Annotated in this window: 18 protein-coding genes; 6 read left to right on the top strand and 12 right to left on the bottom strand. The window is 61.0% G+C overall.

From position 1 onward, the window contains the following. Positions 1-5: 5 nt before the first annotated feature. The 4 genes from HAD_RS09280 to HAD_RS09260 form a co-directional block, all read right to left on the bottom strand. Positions 6-1,262, bottom strand: a complete 1,257-nt coding sequence (locus tag HAD_RS09280) for a DNA-packaging protein (RefSeq protein ID WP_241765336.1) — start codon at positions 1,260-1,262, stop codon at positions 6-8. Positions 1,263-1,755: 493 nt separating this feature from the next. Beyond that, positions 1,756-3,561, bottom strand: a complete 1,806-nt coding sequence (locus tag HAD_RS09270) for a SulP family inorganic anion transporter (RefSeq protein WP_035570660.1) — start codon at positions 3,559-3,561, stop codon at positions 1,756-1,758. Between the two features lie 27 nt (positions 3,562-3,588). After that, on the bottom strand, positions 3,589-4,455 hold the full coding sequence (locus tag HAD_RS09265; protein WP_035570658.1) for an MBL fold metallo-hydrolase: 867 nt from the start codon (positions 4,453-4,455) through the stop codon (positions 3,589-3,591). A gap of 10 nt (positions 4,456-4,465) precedes the next feature. After that, positions 4,466-4,816, bottom strand: coding sequence for an ArsR/SmtB family transcription factor (locus HAD_RS09260; RefSeq protein WP_051596074.1), 351 nt, complete (start codon positions 4,814-4,816; stop codon positions 4,466-4,468). A 318-nt stretch (positions 4,817-5,134) separates the two neighbouring features. Between HAD_RS09260 and HAD_RS09255 the strand changes: the two genes are divergently transcribed. Both HAD_RS09255 and HAD_RS09250 read left to right on the top strand, forming a co-directional pair. Then, on the top strand, positions 5,135-7,915 hold the full coding sequence (locus HAD_RS09255) for a TonB-dependent receptor (protein WP_035570655.1): 2,781 nt from the start codon (positions 5,135-5,137) through the stop codon (positions 7,913-7,915). Positions 7,916-8,002: 87 nt separating this feature from the next. Then, positions 8,003-9,025, top strand: a complete 1,023-nt coding sequence (locus HAD_RS09250; RefSeq protein WP_035570654.1) for a phytase — start codon at positions 8,003-8,005, stop codon at positions 9,023-9,025. Here HAD_RS09250 and HAD_RS09245 read toward each other — a convergent pair whose 3' ends face one another. From HAD_RS09245 to HAD_RS09235, 3 genes are all read right to left on the bottom strand, one after another. Beyond that, positions 9,026-9,661: a hypothetical protein gene (locus HAD_RS09245; protein ID WP_156942213.1), complete on the bottom strand. Its 636-nt coding sequence runs from the start codon at positions 9,659-9,661 to the stop codon at positions 9,026-9,028. It lies immediately after the preceding gene. An 87-nt stretch (positions 9,662-9,748) separates the two neighbouring features. Further along, entirely contained in the window at positions 9,749-10,147 is a 399-nt protein-coding gene (locus tag HAD_RS09240; RefSeq protein WP_051596073.1) for a phage holin family protein, read from the bottom strand. A gap of 2 nt (positions 10,148-10,149) precedes the next feature. Beyond that, positions 10,150-10,461 carry a hypothetical protein gene (locus HAD_RS09235; protein WP_156942212.1) on the bottom strand — a complete coding sequence of 104 codons (312 nt, stop codon included), beginning with the start codon at positions 10,459-10,461 and terminating at the stop codon, positions 10,150-10,152. Between the two features lie 158 nt (positions 10,462-10,619). Here HAD_RS09235 and HAD_RS18570 point away from each other — a divergent pair, with 158 nt between their 5' ends. After that, the gene (locus HAD_RS18570; protein WP_156942211.1) at positions 10,620-10,760 is read left to right on the top strand and encodes a hypothetical protein; all 141 of its coding nucleotides are present in this window, start codon (positions 10,620-10,622) and stop codon (positions 10,758-10,760) included. 71 nt (positions 10,761-10,831) lie between these two features. On the opposite strand, the gene HAD_RS09230 is transcribed toward HAD_RS18570, so the two are convergent. Beyond that, positions 10,832-11,614 (bottom strand): response regulator, encoded by a 783-nt coding sequence (locus tag HAD_RS09230; protein ID WP_035570651.1) that lies wholly within the window; start codon positions 11,612-11,614, stop codon positions 10,832-10,834. Positions 11,615-11,784: 170 nt separating this feature from the next. On the opposite strand from HAD_RS09230, the gene HAD_RS09225 reads away from it, so the two are divergent. Genes HAD_RS09225 through HAD_RS09215 form a run of 3 tightly spaced genes read left to right on the top strand, consistent with a single transcriptional unit; the run spans position 11,785 to position 14,279 of the window. Continuing rightward, positions 11,785-11,976, top strand: a complete 192-nt coding sequence (locus HAD_RS09225) for a NepR family anti-sigma factor (RefSeq protein ID WP_035570650.1) — start codon at positions 11,785-11,787, stop codon at positions 11,974-11,976. A gap of 8 nt (positions 11,977-11,984) precedes the next feature. Then, on the top strand, positions 11,985-12,587 hold the full coding sequence (locus HAD_RS09220; protein ID WP_035570649.1) for a sigma-70 family RNA polymerase sigma factor: 603 nt from the start codon (positions 11,985-11,987) through the stop codon (positions 12,585-12,587). Between the two features lie 48 nt (positions 12,588-12,635). Beyond that, positions 12,636-14,279: a sensor histidine kinase gene (locus tag HAD_RS09215; RefSeq protein ID WP_035570648.1), complete on the top strand. Its 1,644-nt coding sequence runs from the start codon at positions 12,636-12,638 to the stop codon at positions 14,277-14,279. A gap of 41 nt (positions 14,280-14,320) precedes the next feature. Here the strand turns inward: HAD_RS09215 and HAD_RS09210 are convergent, their stop codons facing one another. The 4 genes from HAD_RS09210 to HAD_RS17960 are packed head-to-tail and all read right to left on the bottom strand — an operon-like array spanning position 14,321 to position 16,837. Then, positions 14,321-14,830 (bottom strand): Dps family protein, encoded by a 510-nt coding sequence (locus HAD_RS09210; protein ID WP_051596072.1) that lies wholly within the window; start codon positions 14,828-14,830, stop codon positions 14,321-14,323. Positions 14,831-14,871: 41 nt separating this feature from the next. Continuing rightward, the gene (locus HAD_RS09205; protein WP_051596071.1) at positions 14,872-15,135 is read right to left on the bottom strand and encodes a hypothetical protein; all 264 of its coding nucleotides are present in this window, start codon (positions 15,133-15,135) and stop codon (positions 14,872-14,874) included. A gap of 35 nt (positions 15,136-15,170) precedes the next feature. Further along, positions 15,171-15,974: a metallophosphoesterase family protein gene (locus HAD_RS09200; RefSeq protein ID WP_051596070.1), complete on the bottom strand. Its 804-nt coding sequence runs from the start codon at positions 15,972-15,974 to the stop codon at positions 15,171-15,173. Next, positions 15,971-16,837 (bottom strand): diacylglycerol/lipid kinase family protein, encoded by an 867-nt coding sequence (locus tag HAD_RS17960; protein ID WP_051596069.1) that lies wholly within the window; start codon positions 16,835-16,837, stop codon positions 15,971-15,973. The genes HAD_RS09200 and HAD_RS17960 overlap by 4 nt, the downstream gene beginning before the upstream one ends. Positions 16,838-17,050: the final 213 nt, after the last annotated feature.

The raw sequence follows: 17,050 nt of genomic DNA, 5'->3' as shown, positions 1-17,050 counted from the left end.
ACGCCTCACAACTGGCGCACACCGACAGCGGCCTCGTCCAGCATCAGCGCCCAGACAGCCCAGACCAGCGCGTCCACGCGGTCGGGCGAGCCAGTAAACCCCTCCGCCCCGAAGGCGCACATTTCGTCCTCCAGCGCGCCGAGCTGCCCCGCATGATGCACGCGGCCCTGCTCATACAGCGTCGCCACCGGCAGCGCCCTTGCCCGCTTCGACAGGCGCGCCTGCACCAGCCGCACCGGCACCGGACAGCCTGCCGTCTCCAGCACCTGCCGCACCATTTCGCCGCCCTGGTTCGCCTCCGCGATCACTTCCCGCGCGCCCACCTGGCGCACAAGGGCCACAGCCCGGCCCGCCCAGTCCAGCGGACGCAGCCCCTGCGCGGAGGCATCGCCCAGCACATAGGCATCGTTCCCGGCCCGGCCTGCCGCAACGATACCGCAGGCATCCGCCGCCGCCCCGCTGGTGGCGGGCGGGTCCACCGCGACCACGACATCCCACAGCGCCGGCACAATGCCCGACCGCGTCTCGTCAATCCGTGACCGGAGGAACAGCGCGCCCTCCGGGTCTTCCACCATCTGGCCATCCAGCTCCTGCCGCCCGAGACGCGTGCCGCCATAGGCCGCCTCCATCACGCTCAGGAAGCCGGGCGCGAGATGATCCGCATTTTCCCGCGTCGTGCTCTGCGTCACCACGGTGTCCGGCCCGGCATGCAGGCGCCGCATCAGCGCCGTGGGCCGGGGCGTCGTCGTCACCAGCGCGGACGGGTTCGTTCCGAGGCGCAGCGCCATCTGCAACATGTCCCATGTCGCGTCCGCATAGTGCCAGGCCGCCGCCTCGTCGCACCAGGACGCGTCGAATTGCGGCCCGCGCAAACTGTCCGGATCTTCCGCCGAGAAGACGTAGGCCCGGGCCCCGTTCGTGTATTCCAGCATCCGGCGGGTGGCATGATAGACCGGGCGCCAGCGGGTTTCGGGCTCGATGCCCATCAGGCCGCTCTCGCCATGGATCATCACTTCGCGCACATCGTGCAGCGTCGGCCCAACCAGCGCCACGCGCCCCGCTCCATTGATCACGCGCCAGCGCACCCATTCGGCCCCGGCGCGCGTCTTGCCCGCCCCGCGCCCGCCCTGGAACAGCCAGGTCCGCCAGTGGCCCGGCGGGTTTACCTGCGCCTCCCGGCAGGTCAGCAGGAAGGGGAAATATTCCACGAACTCGCGCAGGTCCGGCTGCCCCTTTGCGCCTGCCGCCGTCCAGTCCTTCACTCTTTGTCTCGTATCCCGGGACCAGATTTCCGAGCAATCCCTCGAGATGGTCGTACCGCTCCCTCGCGGCTTCCGCACTTGCATTGGCATGCTCCCCCTTTGCGCCCTGTGTCTGGGCCACCTGTGTTTGGGCCTCCTGCATCCGGCGCACTTCTCCCGCTGTGCGCACGATCATCGCCACCGATGCGTTGATCTCCTCCGTTCCCTGAGCGGATACGAGGGCATCGATCTGAAGGTCAAAGGCATATTCCAGCGCCAGCGTCTGCCGCTCCAGCGGCGCCTCAGGCCGCTTCAGGTCATGCCGTGTCATGTACCGGGAAATGACCGCCGCATCGCGGTCCAGCCTGCGCGCGATCTCCGCCACGCTGCGCCCGCTGAGATACAGCAGCCGCATCGCCCGCCCGTCGCGTTCGGTGATGTCTCGTCTTCGTGATTGTCCAGCCATGCGCGGAGACTGGCGCAGGCCCTTACCTGTTGGATTGGAGGACGGCGGTCAGCTCATCTCCCGCACGCCCGCAATGCATTGCGAGGGGCATGGGTCTGAGGCCGGGTCGGTCACTTCGCCCGTCTTTTCGATGGCGGATTTCGCGCAATCATAGTCGAGGTCCACGATGGCATCGAACTGGTTCAGGTACACATTGCCGGTCAATTCATCCAGGAAATGCGTGCGTTTCAGCCGGTCCATCACCGGCCCCTTCACCTCACTGAGGTGCAGGGTGACGCCCGCATCCTTCAGGCGCCGGTTGATCGCCTCCAGGCTTTCAAGGCCGCTGACATCGATATGGTTCACCGCCGGGCACATCAGGACAATGTGCTCGACATCCGGCCGGTTCCCGAGGACACAGTAAACCGTATCCTCCAGGAAACGCGCATTGGCAAAATAGAGGCTCTCGTCGATCCGTATCGTGACGATATGCTTCGGCGTGACCACGGCATGGCGGTTCACATTCCGGAAATGGTGGGTGCCGGGCACCTGCCCCACAATCGCAAAGTGCGGCTTTGAGGTGACATAAAGGTGCAGGCCGATTGAGACGATGATGCCGGTCGTCACGCCCAGTTCCACGCCCGCCAGCAGCGTCACGAGGATCGTGCCCAGCATGGCGGCAAAATCCCGCTTCGAATAGCTCAGCGTGTGGGCCAGCTTTTTCAGGTCCACCAGGCCCAGCACGGCCACGATGACCGTCGCGGCCAGCACGGCTTGCGGCAGATTGTAGAGCAGCGGTGTCAGGAACAGGGCCGCCAGCGCGATGCCGACGGCGGTGTAGGCGCCGGCCGCCGGCGTTTCGGCGCCTGCATCGAAGTTCACGGCAGAACGGGCAAAGCCGCCCGTCACCGGATAGCCGCCGGAAAAACCTGCCGCGAGGCTGGAGGCGCCGAGGGCGACCAGTTCCTGGTCCGGGTCGATCCGCTGGCGGCGCCGGGCGGCCAGCGTCTGCGCCATGGAGACCGATTCAATGAAGCTGATCATCGCGATCAGCGCGGAGGAGCCGAGCAGCGACTGCCACAGGCCGGGGTCGAAACTGGGCACGGTCAGGCCCGGCAGCCCCTTCGGAATGTCGCCGACGATGCGCACGCCTTTCGCTTCCAGCCCGAAAGCGGCGACGGCCACGCCGCCCACCACCACGGCCAGAACCGGGCCGGACCGGGCCAGCATGGCGGCGATATTCTCCTTGAGGCCCAGCGCCAGCAGCAGCGGCTTCAGGCCTTTGCGGGCCCAGAACAGGAAGGCCACCGCAGGCCCGCCGATGGCGACCGTATACCAGTTCACGTCGCCCAGATGGCTAATGATGCTGGCCAGCGTCTCGATGATGTTGTGCCCGTTGGCCTGTACGCCCAGCAGGTATTTCAGCTGGCTGACCGCGATCAGGATGCCCGTCGCGGTGACAAAGCCGGAGACGACCGGGTGGCTCAGGAAATTGGCGAGGAAGCCCAGCCGGAAGATGCCCATGACGACCAGGATCAGGCCCGACAGGACGGCCAGGATGATCGCGGCGGTCAGGTATTCCGGCGTGCCCTGCTCGGCCACCTTGCCGGCAGCCACGGCCGTCATCAGCGACAGGATCGCCACCGGGCCGACGGCCATCGTCCGGCTGGTGCCGAAAATCGCGTAGACCATGAGCGGCAGGATGGAGGCATACAGCCCCACCTGCGGCGGCAGGCCCGCCAGCATCGCATAGGCCAGCGATTGCGGGATCAGCATCACCGTCACGATCACCGCCGCCATCATGTCATTGGCGAACGTCCCGCCATTATAGGCCCGGCCCCATTCAAGAATGGGCAGATGTTCCGACAGTTTCACGCGTTCAGCCCCCGGCTTTTTCCGGCACTATAGAGCGTTCAGCGGAATTTTCAGATAGCTGGTGCCATTATCGTCCGGTTCCGGCATCTGCCCTGCGCGCATGTTGATCTGGATCGAAGGCAGAATCAGCCGCGGCATGTCCAGCGTCGCATCCCGCGCCTCGCGCATGGCGACGAATTCGTCCTCGGTGATCCCGTCATGGACGTGAACATTGTTCGCCCGTTCCTCGGCGACCGTGGTTTCCCACTTGTACTCGTCCCGGCCCGGCGCCTTGTAGTCATGGCACATGAACAGGCGCGTTTCGGGCGGCAGGCTCAGCACTTTCTTGATCGAACGGTAGAGCGTGCGGGCGTCTCCGCCGGGAAAGTCCGCCCGGGCGGTGCCATAGTCCGGCATGAACATGGTATCGCCCACGAAAGCCGCGTCGCCGACCACGTAGGTCATGCAGGCCGGCGTGTGGCCGGGCGTGTGAATGGCATGGGCCTCGATGTTCCCGATACGGAATGTGTCGCCGTCCACCATCAGCTTGTCGAACTGGCTGCCGTCGCGCTGGAAGCGGGTGCCTTCATTGAAGATCTTGCCGAACGTGTCCTGCACCGTGCGGATCTCGGCACCGATGGCGATCTTGCCGCCCAGCTTTTCCTGGATATACGGCGCGGCCGACAGGTGATCGGCATGTACATGGGTCTCCAGGACCCACGCGATCTCCAGATCGTTTTTCTGAATGAACTCAATGATCTCGTCTGCAGACTCGGTGTTGGTCCGTCCGGACGCAGGATCGAAATCCAGCACCGAATCGACCACGGCACAGGTCTTGGTGTCCGGGTCGGCCACAACATAGCTCACCGTGAACGTGGGCTCGTCGAAGAAAGCTGTCACAACTGGATTGGTCATCGCGGGCTCCTTAATTTCTGGTTTTGGCTGTTTTTGAAATGCGCACACCGGGATCGGCCTGCTGGCCCAGCATGACCGAGCAGATCGCATCCACCATGGAATGCGCGCGCTTGTCTGAAAGTGTATAGAAAACCTGCCGCGCATCCCGGCGCGCCGTCAGCACACCCTCCTCGCGCAGCTTGGCGAGTTCCCGCGACAGGCGCGGTTGTGGAATGCCGAGGTCGGCTTCCATCTCTCCAACTGACGTTTCACCGCCGCGCAGCTGGCAGCAGATCATCAGCCGGTCCGGGTGGCTGAGGGATTTGAGCAGGCCTGTGGCTTCGGCCACCAGCGGCTCCATATTCTCACTGTCCCTGATCATTTCGATCTCTCCGGTCTTACTTTACACTTTACATAAGCGTAAATCATGAGATTCCAAGGGGCCGGATGCCCGATTGCGGACATGCCGCACCCTCGTGGGACTCACCCGGCCGGCCAGACAGATCCCGTTTCGGTGCCTTACAAAATTCTGGAAACCGGCAGGCCCGGCTGTTGCCGGAATAGCGCAGTCGCGTGGCAATCTGCGGTTTTCTCTCTGCGGTGCGGCATCAATCAGCGCGTGTCATGGAACGGTGACAAATTCGAAATCAGGCCGTCAAGAAACTGTGGGAAGGCGCCTTCGTTCACAGAGGGGTCTGTCATGACAAAATCATATCGTTCACTGCTCGCGCTCGGGGTTGCCTCAGCCGGACTTATCCAGGCGGCGTCCGCCGACATCATCACCGGCAAGGTCACCGATGCGTCCGGGGAAGCACCGCTCCAGGGCGCCCTCGTCACCATCGAGGAGCTGGGCCGGACCGTTTCTTCCGACCGTTTCGGGGCCTACCGCTTCAACAATATCCCCGCCGGCGACTACACCCTGTCGGTTTCCTATGTTGGGGCTGACACCGTCACCGCCGATGTCTCCCTGTCCGGCACCGCAACTGTGGACCTGACGCTCGGCGGCGATGTCCGCTACCTCGATAACGTGCTCGTCGTCGGTTCTTCGGCCGCGCAAGCCGGCGCCATCAACCAGCAGCGCGCATCTGACGCGCTGATCAACGTGATCGACTCCGACGGTCTCGGCAACTTCCCTGACACCACTGTGGCAGACTCGCTTTCGCGCGTGCCGGGCCTGTCGATCGAGAATGACCAGGGCGAAGGCCGCTATGTTTCGATCCGCGGCATCAATACCGACCTGATCTCCGCCACAATCAACGGTGTGCGTACCCCATCCCCGGAAGACCGCCGCGGCGTCCTGCTGGATGGCGTGCCATCTGACCTGCTGGACGGCATCGAAGTCCAGAAGTCTCTCACGCCGGACGTCGATGCCGACACGATCGGCGGCGTCATCAACCTGAAAACCATCTCGGCGTTTGACCGCGACGGCCGGTTCTTCCGCGCAAAACTGGAAGGATCCTACAACGAGATCACTGAAGAGATCTCACCGAAAGGCACGCTGACCTATTCCAACGTGTTCGGGGACAAGCTGGGTGTTGCCGCCTCGCTGAACTATCAGGACCTCCGCATCCAGGCGCACAACAATGAGACCGGCGGCTGGGGCTTTAACGACGATCTCGGCGCTTTCGTGCCGGATGACGACTATGAGCAGCGCTTCTACGACCTGACCCGCGAACGCATCGGCATGGTCGTCAACATCGACTACCGGATGACGGAAAACACCGAGCTGTACCTGCGGACTCTGTATAACCAGTACAAGGACGATGAAACCCGCAACAAGTGGGAGATCCGCAGCCTCGACGAGGAAGACCCATCCCTCACCAGCACGGGCTACGCTTTCGATTACGCCGAATCCGACGCCGAGGCGCGTATGCGCGAAGAAGTCCGCAACATCCAGACTTACGCGGTGGGCGGCCAGACCTTCGCCGGCAACTGGGCGTTCGACTACGAGATTTCCTATGCCTATGCCGAGGAAGACGATTCCAATAATCACGACGTCACCTTCCGGTCGGACGACATGGAAGGCAGCGGCATCCTTCTGTGGGACAATTCCAACCCGAAAAAGCCGGTCTTCTCCGGCCCGGGTTTTGACTTCCTGCTCGACCCGGCAAACTATGAAATGGATTCCTACGAGCGCGAATTCACGATCAACGAAGACACGGAATGGTCCTACAAGTTCGACGTGACGAACGACACGGTTCTGGGCGACACGCCAGTGACCTGGAAATTCGGCATGAAACTGCGCGACCGGGAAAAGGTCCGCGATGAAAACCTGATGATCTATGAGCGCGACGACGTCCTGCTCACCGATTACATCACCGACAATGCCCGGATTTCCGGCTGGCGCATGGGCAACCCGATGTTCCAGTGGCCGAGCGGCGAGCTGACAAAGGCCCTGCGCAACGACTTCACGGCTGACGAACTGGACGAGGATGGCTCAAACTTCGACAGCCTGTCGGCGGACTACACTATCAAAGAGAAGATCCTGGCCGGTTACGGCATGGGGACTTTCCAGATGCAGAACCTGACCGCAGTCGTCGGCGCGCGGGTCGAGGCAACGGACGTCTCGTCAACCGGCAACATCTTCTTTGAGGAAGATGATCCGGCCAATGTCGGCCAGCGCAAATATGATGACGATTACGCGCACTTCCTGCCAAGCCTGAACCTCAAATATGCGTTTGCTGACAATCTGATCGGCCGCGCGGCCTACTACTCGTCGATCGTGCGTCCGGCCTTCGGCGAAATGCGTCCGACTTTCGCCCTGAACAATGACCGCGACGAAGCGGAAATGGGCAATCCGGACCTTGATCCGTACGAGGCCGCCAACATCGATGCGTCCATCGAATACTATCCGACCAAGCTCTCCGTGATTTCGGCCGGTGTATTCTACAAGGAAATCCGGAACGCGATCTTCCCGGTGACCTATGACATCGCGGATGTCCCCGGTTCGATCGACCTGAGCTTCCTGGACGCCAACACCCTCGCCGGTCTTGAAGAAGTATCGACCTATATCAACGCTGGCAAAGCCACGGTGAAAGGGGTCGAGTTCAACTACGTCCAGGGCCTCGGTTTCCTCGGTGACGCGTTCGAAGGCTTCCTCGTTTCGGCGAACCTGACATTGGCCGACTCTGAAGCGACGCTGCCGGATGGCCGTGAAGTGCCGCTGCTGAAGCAGAATGATACGGTCTGGAACGTCTCGCTCGGCTACGACAAGGGCCCCTGGGACCTGCGCGTCTCCGCCAATTATCGCGGTGATTATGTAGACGAACTGTTCGGCGAGAACCTCGACCGCTACACGGGCGATCACATGCGCGTCGAAGCCTCTGCCAAGTACGAGCTGAACGATCACATCCAGGTCTACCTGGAAGGCAAGAACCTCACGGACGAGCCGGAGTTCTACTACCACGGCAATGAAAGCCGCCTCTCTCAATATGACGAGTTCGGCTGGTCCGCCGTTTTTGGTGTGCGGCTGACATACTAATCGGCCTACGCTAGTAGTTTGACTCAAGGGGGCCGGGATTCGCCAAGCGGATTCCGGCCCGGTCACACAAGATCAGGATATTTTACAATGAAATCCACCTATTGGCTCGCCGCCTTCGTGCCGCTCGCAGCCTGCGCCACTGCCCCGGCGACCTTCGCCGGTGATGTCGCCACGATCGTGGCCATGAACGAAACAGCGCCGATGAATGGCGAAGGCGACCTCGCCGACGACCCGGCGATCTGGGTCAACACCTCTGATCCCGCCAGCTCGCTCATCCTCGGCACCAACAAGGATGAAGGCGTCTACGTTTACGCCCTCGATGGCGGGGAGCTCCAGGAATTGCCCGTCGGTCAGGTCAACAATGTCGATCTGCGCGGCAACATCGCCGTCGCCTCGAACGATTCGCACAACGTCATTTCATGGTTCGATATCAATCCATCAACCCTGACGGTCTCACACATCGGGGACTCGCCGACCGGCAAGGAAGAGCCGTACGGAATCTGCGCCGGCATGTCGGGCGGGACCTACATGGCGGCCGTCACCTACAAGGATGGCACGGTCCAGCTGTGGTCGGCGACGTGGGAGACGGTCGATACGCTGTCCCCGTCACTGGACCGCGTCGTCAAACTGCCATCCAAACTGGAAGGCTGCGTGTTCGACGATGCCAATGAGCGCCTGTTCGTTGGCGAGGAAGCCTTCGGCGTGTGGGCGGTGGACCTGAAGGACGAGACGGCTGAACCGCTCGTTGTGGACACGATTGCAGCGGCCAACGGCCTGGTCGAGGATGTCGAAGGCATGAGCCTCTGGCTGGGCGACGATGACCAGTCAGGCTATCTGGTGGTGTCGGCACAAGAGGCTGACCGCTATGTCGTTTACGATCGCGCCCCGCCCTTTGCCCCGCGCGGCGTGTTCATGATTGCAGACAATGAAGCCACCGGGATCGGCGGTGTGACCCATACGGACGGCCTCGACATCTCGTCCACCCCGCTGCCGGGCCTGCCTGGTGGTCTTCTGGTCGTGCAGGATGACGCCAATCCGGTGTCCGAATTCAATCAGAACTTCAAGATGGTGGACTGGACCGCCGTCTCCGAGGCACTCGATCTCAACTGATCAGTAGTGCACCAGGATCCAGACGCTGGCACTGTAGATCAGGGCCAGCGTTCCGATCCGCACCACAGCCGAAATCATATACGGCCGGATATCATCCCATGTCGTGACACGCGCAACGTCGGCGACGGCGGTCGCCACATCATGGTGCATCTGGCTGCGGTCTTCGCCCGCCAGCATCAGCATGACCGCGCCCGTACGCGTCTGCTTCTGGTTTCCCGCCTCGACCAGCACTTCTTCGAAGACACGGGCCGCAATGGTCTCTGTCACCGCACGCTTGGGATGCCAGCCATGCCGGTGCAGCTCTGTCAGGGTGAGCTTGATTGCGGGGTAATTGATCCACAGGTCGCGGATCATGAATGCGGCAAGCGTCATCACCGTGATGGTCGCGAAAATGGGCCGCGGCATGCCAGCGAAATGGTGCAGGCCCCATAGCCATAAGAGGATCGCCAGCTTGATCCCCGTGGCAATGGCAAAGCGCCGGAAGCTGCGGGAGACGAATAACATCGTATCCGCGCGAATGCGGTGGCGCGCTTCCTGGACTGCGGACTCGACCGCCTTGCTCTTCCGGCCGCTGATTTCCTTGCCCAGCAGTTTGCGTCCGGCCACAAGACCGGCGCCGAGCGCTGAAAGGATCATGAGCGGGACACGCATATTACTTATGTAGGGTGCGCCGGGACGAATGTCTCGCCTGCCCTTCACTGCTGCCACATCGTGTTGCGATTATTACAGCATCGACATGATGAAGCGTTCTGCGTGGCGCTGCGCGGTGTGCGGATGCCGAACGACCGAATAGCCGAGTGCCATGGCGATGGCCGTCGTGGTCAACGGCTTCCGCTCGACAAAGCTGCGCAGCGTGTCCAGCGGCAAATCCGCCAGCGCGTCCGCCGTCGCCTCTTCGACCTCGTCCACTTCCTGTTCCATGGATCGGAAGGGCTGAAGGCAGAAAAACAGGCAGACAGCCGCAAGCAACAGACCTACCCCGGCCACCGTGAAGGCGGCCGCTGCCAGACCCATCACCTGAGCCAGGGAAATCGTTATGGCCACGAACAATGCCAGCACGCCGCCAAGAGCCAGTACGGCTCCGACGGCTGCGGCAAATATGCGGAGCTTTGTTTCGTCCACGATTACTTCCGTCCCAACATGGCGATCAGCAGACCGGCACCGAAGGCAGCACCAACTGCAAGCATTGGTTTTTCACGAATCTGCGATTGCAGGTCGGCGCGGGCTGACTGCAAGTGATCGCCAGCGTCATTCGCCAGCTCCTTGCCCTTGGAAACGCCATCGCCAGCTTTTGAGGCGGCGAGCCCTTTGAGGCTTCCAAAAGCGGACTGCAGATCCTTGCGCAATGTCGCCATGTCGTCCTTCAGCAATTTCAGATCGTCTTTCAGGTCTTCGTCATTGGCGGCTGCATGGCTTTCTTTAGCGACTGTGCTCATGGGATTATCCTTTTCCGTTTCGTACAAGAACCAACGGCCAGACAGCGGCATGGTTCCATGGCATGGCGAAACATTCATTCTTCCGGACACGGAATCGTGAGGCATCCATATGGAACGGGAATCCTTGCTGCACGTTGATGTCGTGAAAGGAGATAATTATGCAAACGCAACAAGAAACTGACCTTACACCGAACGAAGCCCGTCAGGGCGAGCGTGTGGGCCTTGTCTGGGTACTCGCCGCCGGGACGCTTGTCGCAATCATGGGTATCGGAGCGGTCATGCTGGCTCAGGCCTTCTGATCCATGTTTCGCGCAAACGAAAAACGCCCTCCCGCCGGGAGGGCGTTTTTGTATTCCGGAAGGCGTTTCCGTCAGGCTGTCTCGCGCGCCGGATGAAAGAACAGCGCCTGTCCGATCGCGGCCTTCACCGTGTTCTCCTGGAACGGTTTGGGGATCAGGAAGGTCGGCTCAGGCCGCTCGCCCGTCAACAGGCGCTCCGGGAAGGCCGTGATGAAGATGATCGGCACATCCATTTCCTTGAGGATGTCGTTCGCCGCATCGATCCCGGAGGATCCATCCGCCAGCTGGATGTCACAAAGGACAAGACCCGGCGGATCCGATTTTACCATCTCCATAGCTTCGGTATACGTCGTCGCATTGCCGGTGACCTTGTGCCCCAGCTCCTCAACCAGGCTTTCCAGGTCAGCCGCGATGATTGGTTCATCTTCGATAACCAGCACCCTGGTGGACAATTCCGCCTCGATTTCGGCGATAGCGGCACGTTCAAGTTCAGCCTGGTCGCCTTCGCTGACACCAAGGATGTGAGCGGCTTCGCTACGCGAAAACCCCTCCAGCGCGGTCAGCAAGAACGCCTGCCGCTGGATAGGCGCAAGTCTCTGAAGGCGTTCCGTGGCGGCGTCGCCGTCTTCCGTTCCGCCGTCCAGTTGCGCCCCGGTCGAGCCCCAGACGACATGGAAGAAGCGATATAACGCAACCCGGGGGTCACCTTCGGTATCCATTTTGTCGGGAGAGGCGGCAAGCGCCTCAAGGGAAGCACGAATATAGGCGTCACCACTGTCCTGATTGCCCGTTAGTGCCCGGGCGTAGCGTCGCAAATAAGGCAGGTGCGGCGCCAGATTTTGTACAAGATTCATGGGAAAAACTCCATCAACACTGCGTTAACAACCCACGTGCCGCGAATTGGTTGCATAAAAAATCGGTTTTTTTTGCGGTTTTCGCGGAACCTTTGGTGAATTCAGGATTTATAATGACAGATCAGCGCCTCAATCGCGCACCAAATCGAACTGTTTAGGGCACTTTTGAAATGGACGACAAAAAAACCGACGGCCGCAAGGTGGTCGATCCGGAACGAAAGCGTCGCGGTGACCGCCTGGGAGAACAGCTTCGCCGTCTTTATGACGACGTAACCCAGGAGAATGTACCGGACGATTTCATGCGGCTGCTTGAAGAAGCCGACCGCAATCGTTCCTCCGACTCCCAGAACAAGTCTTCGTAGGTGGATGCATGAGCGAACCAACCGAACGACTTGATGACACCACATTCAAACAAGAGCTCGCGGCATTGATCCCGCACCTTCGTGCCTTCGCGCGCAGTCTTTGCGGCGACTCGACCCTCGCTGACGATCTCGCACAGGACGCAATGCTGAAAGCCTGGCATGCCCGCCAGAGTTTCCAGGCCGGCACCAATATGAAAGCCTGGGCCTTCACCATCCTCCGGAACATTTTCTACTCTGAAAAACGCCGCTCGTGGCGGCGTTCGTCACTGGACCCGGAAGTCGCCGAAGCGACACTGGTCTCACCGGCAAACTCCGGCGATGAACTCGACCTGCTTGCCCTTCGCAATGCACTCAAAATGTTGCCCGATGACCAACGTGAAGCCCTCGTCCTCGTCGGCGCTGGCGGTCTGGCCTATGAAGAAGCCGCAGAGGTTTGCGGGTGTGCCGTCGGGACGATCAAGAGCCGCGTGTCGCGCGCCCGCAAAGCCGTTGCAGAACTGCTGGACAACAATACAGCCAGCTACAGTGGTGATGACAGCATCCGTTCCGAGGAGGCATTCGACGACATCATGAAACAGGCAGCGGCCATTTCTGCCGCCAACGGCAACTGATCCTGCGTGCCTGACCGGGCGGCCTCATCCAGCCTGCGGCGTCGCCTGGTGGCGACGCTGGCTATTGCATTGACCCCGGTCCTCCTGCTCGGCGCCGTCAGTGCATACATGGATGCGCGCGAAGCCCTGAGGACGCGGAGCAATGAGTTATTGCTGATCGCTGGTGCATCCGTGGACGGGGTCGATCAGACAATTGATGAAGCCGAATTGCTGCTCAATCTGTTCAAGGATGATATCGGCACCAGCAACTGTGGCGAAATCTACAACAAACTCCTGCCCAGCGTCCCAGCCCTTTCCAGCCTCATCCGCTTCGACGCGGACGGTGTGGCCCTGTGTGCCAACAATCGAGAACCGGGGTTCAAAATGTCCAACCCGGACTGGAACCAGCGACTGAAGCATGAAGTAGCAACGTTCCGCACCGACGCCTTTTTCGGACAAGCCACCGAAGACTGGATCTTTGCCATTTTCACGCGGGTCGACACACCCGACGGCACTTTTGACGGATCGGTCGCGCTCGGGCTCCGGTCCCGGTCGCTGGCCAGCTTTGCCCGGGCGAGCGTCATTGCCGACGGTGTCGAAGTCGCCATTGCCGATGGCGACGGCCGTGTATTCGGCTCGGAGCATTTCTCACAGATCGATCCGAATTGGGTCACCGAAGCGGCGGAAACCCGCACCTCGAAGATGTTCGTTCTCCGGCGTCAGAACGCCTCGCCGATGGATGTGGTGATCCGGCCAGTTGGGCCCGCAAATGTTTTCGCCGTCATATCACGGGAGTCACCCGGCTTCTGGAGCGAATTCACCCTGCAGCCGGTCTCGTCATTCGGCCTGCCCCTACTCGCCTTTTCCATTGCGCTTCTGGCTGTCTGGCTTGCCATCGACAGTCTGGTGCTGCGCTGGCTCTCCCGCCTGATCCGTATTGCGCGTGTCTACGGCGCCGGCCGATATGCCTTCCGGGCGGGCGACGCCATGGCATCCGCCCCCGTGGAGATCGCCGAACTGGCCGAGGCGATGGAAGACATGGCCACAGACATCGACCAGCGCGACAGCGACCTGAAAGCCGCCATCAACGTCCGCGACGCGGCGGTGAAAGAGATTCATCACCGCGTGAAAAACAACCTCCAGATCGTCACCAGCTTCCTGAATCTTCAGGGACGCCAATTGCAGGACCCCGAAGCGCGCCTGGCGATTTCTGCCGCCCGGCACCGGATTGATGCGTTGGCGATTGTCCACCAAACGCTGTACCAACACGAGCGCCTTGAGCTTGTCAGCATGCGGCCTTTCCTGAAAGGACTGATCGACCATCTGGCGGAAGCCCTGGGCATGGACACGCGAAACATCCGGATTTCGCAATCCTATGAGGATATCGAACGCCCGGCCGACGATGCCATTCCTGTCGCACTCTTTCTGGTCGAGGCTGTCACCAACACCACAAAGTATGCGTTTGGCGACGAAAATGGCGGCGAAGTAACGATTACGCTCACGCTTGATGAAGATGGCAACACCACCTTGAAGGTCACGGATAACGGGATTGGCTTCGACACCTCATCAGGTGACGTCCGGAAGGGGCTGGGCTCAAAGCTCATGACCGCGTTTTCACGCCAGCTGCGCGCGGAGCTGACGATCGACAGCACCCCCGGCGAAGGCACTGTCATTTCGCTCTACATGCCGGACATAAACAAGGCCCCGGGCTGAGGAGCGCGGGGCCTGTTTAGATCCGTTATCCGGATTCCTGATTATTTCTCGGCGGCCAGGGATTTCAGCATCCAGACGGCCTGTTCGTGCCAGGACATACGCTCAGTCAGCATGTCTGCTGTCACATAGTCGCTCTTTTCTTCGCACCACTCGGTCGCGGCGCGCATATTGAGAACGGCCGTTTCGTGGTCGGCGATCAACATGGTGAGCATTTGCCCCACGGAGCGCTCCTCATCCCGGTCGTTGATGGAGGACAGTTCGCCATATTTGGTATAGCTGGCCGGCGCCTTGTGGCCGAGCGCCCGGATACGTTCCGCCAGATCATCAATGGCTTCGTACATGTTCTCGTACTGCTCTTCCGTCAGCTTGTGTACGCCCATGAAAGTCGGGCCGGTGACATTCCAGTGGACACCCTGCGTCTTGATGAACAGCATGTAGGTGTCGGCAAGGACAATACCCAGCGCCTCGGCAATCTTCTTGCGGTCTTCCTCGGAAATTCCGTTCCGTGTTCTGAAATCGGGTTTGGTAATATTAAGGGCCTCAGTGGCCATGATAATCTCCTTTCGTGTCTCGAATGAATGTCTGCCGGATCTTACTGCGGAGGATCGGCAGCTTCCTCCATCGCCTCACCGGCTTCATCGATCGCGCCGTCAATATCGTCGGCAGCATCTTCAACAGCGTCCGCCGTTTCATCTGCAGCGTTATCAATGGACTCACCCACCGTATCCGGCTGGTCCATATTATCGACGGCTTCATCAATCGACTCGCCCGCTTCTTCCATCGGGCCCTGGTTGGCATCGCAAGCAGCGAGCACACCGGTGGCGACTAGTGCAGCAGCAATAATTTTCATACGCATCTCAAATCTCCTTTGATGATGTGCCCCCTTGAGAGTCACGTTGATACAACGCCCGGCGGACGCAACTGTTCCATCCTCGAGAGATTCCAGACGCTTCTTGTTTTCTGCGTGAACCCGTTCCCGTCATAGCTGAGCGCCATCACACTCATCACGTCACCATCGAAGTCCAGCACGTTGAAGGAGGGCGGCACGTTCCGAAGACGCATCGACAGGGTGCCCGATGTTACAGCAACATAGCTTCCTTCCGGCACACGGATGATCTCCGCCTGCGGGGAGTGAACATGCCCGGTGAGCAGGACATTTGTACCGCTCCGCCCCAGCTTGCGGCTGGCACGGTGCCCGCGCCGGGTGGCGGTCTGCAGGGGCGTGTCTGTCGGCGGGATGAAAGGATGGTGGCAGCTGAGCAAGCGGATGCCCTCAGGGCTCTCCTGCTCCAGTACGGCGTCCAGATCTTCAAGGTCAACGGACCCTTCCGCCCAGTTCCGCCGCGCCTGCCAGCCGCGCGCCGTATTCAGTCCATCGATCCGGATGTCCCCCATACGTAGCGGAAACGCAAAGTCGGACAGGTATTTCTCATACCGGCCAAACGGGTTCAGCACACGATGATGCAGCTGGAACATCGGGGTGTCGTGATTTCCGGGTGTGCAGGCGCAAGGCAGCCCCAAATCCTGGAGCCACCGCCGGGCCGCTTCGAACTCCCGGTGTTTCCCGCTCTGCGTCAGGTCGCCCGCGATGACAAGTGCATGCGGCGCGACCTGCTCGATCGAGCGGACTGCGGCATCAAGCACGCGCGGGTCAGCGGCGCCAAAGTGAATGTCAGCAAGGTGAACAAGCCTCAATGGCTCGCCTCCGCACACAATACGCGGGCAGCGTCTTTTACAAGGTCGATCCGGACGGGCGAGGAAAAGGTCACCTGCTCGCCATCCAGGGTCGCCGGAATGTCCGCACCCGCCAGGTCCTGCACGGCAACCGTGTCGGACACATCATGCTCGACCGGACCGGCGTCTTTCCATCCATGGATCATGGCGTCGAGCGCCGTGGAGAAAAGTTCCATCGTGCTGTTTGGATCAATCGCAGCGATTTCAAAGGCAGGGGATGGCCCGCTTTTCAGCGTTACGGCTGCGGCCACCGCTTGAATATCCTGCTCTGACAGGTCTGACCTGCCATGCTGTCTCGCCCCAGACAGTTTCAACCTGGTCTCGACATCCAGCACCTCCCCTTCGACAAGCGCCTGCGCAGCATCGCGCAATTCGCCCTTGCGGACAGCTTCGCGCGTTTCCGCAAGCCCCGTCAGACGGCCGAACAGGGCGGCGACATAGAACCTTCGGTTCTCGATCTTACCCGCTGCAAGCGTTTCAGTGGCCGGCTTTGACAAAACCCGCGCCAGGATCTGGTGCCAGGCCTCATCGCCATACAGACGCTTCGGCAGCATGTTCATCGTGCCACCCGGAAGCGCCAGGACCGGCGGGCCAGAGACACCGCAGGCAGTCAGCGCACAGGCAAGCGTGCCATCGCCACCCCAGGCAATAACGCCATCCGCGCCGCTGCTCGCAGCAGCTTGGACATCGTCCTCAAGCTGGTTGGAACGACAATGCAATTGCGCAATGTCGTGCCCGGAAGCGCGGATCGCCGCCTCCAGCTCATCCGCTGCGCCTTTCGGCACGGACCGGGACAATGGATTGATGATCACTGAGAATTTCATGCAGGAGTCTCCGTCAACGGGATTCCAACGCACCAGGCGGCTGCATGTTCCATGCGGCGACCGGGAACCGAAAACGAGACGGTGCGTTCCTGGTCCATGAACGACGCATCCCCGACCCGACTGAGCCCTGTCTGCCACCTTCCCATTCGATCGACATGGAAGGCGACAGTGCGCTCACTGGACCGCATTCGCGGACCCCGCGCATTCCGCGCT

Source organism: Hyphomonas adhaerens MHS-3 (assembly GCF_000685235.1).
Lineage (GTDB): Bacteria > Pseudomonadota > Alphaproteobacteria > Caulobacterales > Hyphomonadaceae > Hyphomonas > Hyphomonas adhaerens.
The sequence above is the reverse complement of the archived record's forward strand: the minus strand, read 5'-3'. Positions and strand labels throughout refer to the sequence as shown.

Coding starts and splice junctions, on each gene's coding strand:
- HAD_RS09260 (WP_051596074.1), bottom strand. CDS start 4,816: ATGATCAGGGACAGTGAGAATATGGAGCCGCTGGTGGCCGAAGCCACA.
- HAD_RS09220 (WP_035570649.1), top strand. CDS start 11,985: ATGAGCGAACCAACCGAACGACTTGATGACACCACATTCAAACAAGAG.
- HAD_RS09250 (WP_035570654.1), top strand. CDS start 8,003: ATGAAATCCACCTATTGGCTCGCCGCCTTCGTGCCGCTCGCAGCCTGC.
- HAD_RS09255 (WP_035570655.1), top strand. CDS start 5,135: ATGACAAAATCATATCGTTCACTGCTCGCGCTCGGGGTTGCCTCAGCC.
- HAD_RS09225 (WP_035570650.1), top strand. CDS start 11,785: ATGGACGACAAAAAAACCGACGGCCGCAAGGTGGTCGATCCGGAACGA.
- HAD_RS09235 (WP_156942212.1), bottom strand. CDS start 10,461: ATGAGCACAGTCGCTAAAGAAAGCCATGCAGCCGCCAATGACGAAGAC.
- HAD_RS09230 (WP_035570651.1), bottom strand. CDS start 11,614: ATGAATCTTGTACAAAATCTGGCGCCGCACCTGCCTTATTTGCGACGC.
- HAD_RS09245 (WP_156942213.1), bottom strand. CDS start 9,661: ATGATCCTTTCAGCGCTCGGCGCCGGTCTTGTGGCCGGACGCAAACTG.
- HAD_RS09210 (WP_051596072.1), bottom strand. CDS start 14,830: ATGGCCACTGAGGCCCTTAATATTACCAAACCCGATTTCAGAACACGG.
- HAD_RS18570 (WP_156942211.1), top strand. CDS start 10,620: ATGCAAACGCAACAAGAAACTGACCTTACACCGAACGAAGCCCGTCAG.
- HAD_RS17960 (WP_051596069.1), bottom strand. CDS start 16,837: ATGAAATTCTCAGTGATCATCAATCCATTGTCCCGGTCCGTGCCGAAA.
- HAD_RS09205 (WP_051596071.1), bottom strand. CDS start 15,135: ATGCGTATGAAAATTATTGCTGCTGCACTAGTCGCCACCGGTGTGCTC.
- HAD_RS09265 (WP_035570658.1), bottom strand. CDS start 4,455: ATGACCAATCCAGTTGTGACAGCTTTCTTCGACGAGCCCACGTTCACG.